The organism is Streptomyces sp. NPDC059853 (genome assembly GCF_042731495.1).
Classification (GTDB): Bacteria; Actinomycetota; Actinomycetes; order Streptomycetales; family Streptomycetaceae; genus Streptomyces.
Window position 1 is genome coordinate 1 of sequence record NZ_JBHWJL010000583.1, and the last position, 1,060, is coordinate 1,060.

The 1,060-nt window shown below is 76.5% G+C and carries 2 protein-coding genes; both read right to left on the reverse strand.

The window, feature by feature from the left end; genetic code table 11:
- Window positions 1-341 (reverse strand): zf-HC2 domain-containing protein (locus tag ACFV5N_RS28025; protein WP_385605401.1); only part of this gene is annotated, 341 nt, incomplete at its 3' end.
- Window positions 338-925 (reverse strand): sigma-70 family RNA polymerase sigma factor, encoded by a 588-nt coding sequence (locus ACFV5N_RS28030; protein WP_385605403.1) that lies wholly within the window; start codon window positions 923-925, stop codon window positions 338-340. The genes ACFV5N_RS28030 and ACFV5N_RS28025, both read right to left, overlap by 4 nt.
- Between the last annotated feature and the right edge of the window lie 135 nt (window positions 926-1,060).

Genomic DNA, 1,060 nt, shown 5'->3' on the forward strand with positions numbered 1-1,060 from the left:
GGCCACACGGTGGTGCCGCCCAGCACGGCCGCCGCCAGCGTGGCGGCCAGCGCCAGGCCCGGCAGCATCCGCCGGGTGCGGCGGCGCAGCCCGCCGGACGCGCCGGGCGGCGGGTCCTGCCGTACGGTGGCGATCCGCCGCATCACCCGGTCGCGCATCCCGGGCGGCGGGGTGAGCGCCACCGCGCCGGCCAGCCGCGCCGCGGTCGCGGCCAGCTCGCGCACCTCCCGGGCGCACGGCTCGCAGCGCTCCAGGTGCCGCTCGAACTCCTCGCGTTCCGGGGCGGGCAGCGCGTCCAGCGCGTAGGCCCCGCTGAGGGTGTGTACGTCCTCGACACTCATGCCGTCACTCCCAGGCAGTCCCGCAGCCGGATCAGTCCGTCGCGCAGCCGTGTCTTCACCGTGCCCAGCGGCAGCGCCAGCACCTCGGCCACTTCGCGGTAGGTCAGGCCCCGGTAGTAGGCGAGGGTCACCGACTGCCGCTGCCGTTCGGTGAGCCCGCCCATGCAGCGGCGCACCTGCTCCCGTTCCAGCCGTGCCTCCACCCGTTCGGTGACCTCGTCGTAGTCGGGGGTGTGCTCCAGCAGCGCCGCCCGGTGCTCGCGGTCGGTGGCCGCCTGTGCGGAGCGCACCCGGTCCACCGCCCTGCGGTGCGCCATCGTCATGATCCAGGCTGTCGCGGACCCGCGCTCGGGGGAGAAGGCGGCGGCGCGGCGCCAGACCTCGAACAGCACCTCCTGCGCGACCTCCTCGGACTGCGCGGGGTCGCGCAGCACGCTGCGCACCAGGCCGAGTACGGGCCCGGCGACCCGGTCGTACACGGCGCCGAACGCGTCCTGGTCGCCCCGCGCGACCAGGACGAGCAGGGCGCCCAGATCGGGTGCGGGCGTGCCCGGGGCGGGCAGGTCGGTGGGCACGGGCTCCATGGAGGGGTCTCCGGTGGTCGGCGGACGGAACGGGTGGCACCCGCGCCGCTGCGCGGGTGCCACCCGTCATTCGTCGCCGCTCGCCGCCCGGATGGGTCCGGGTCCGGGATTTACCGGAACGCGGCGGTCTCCGGG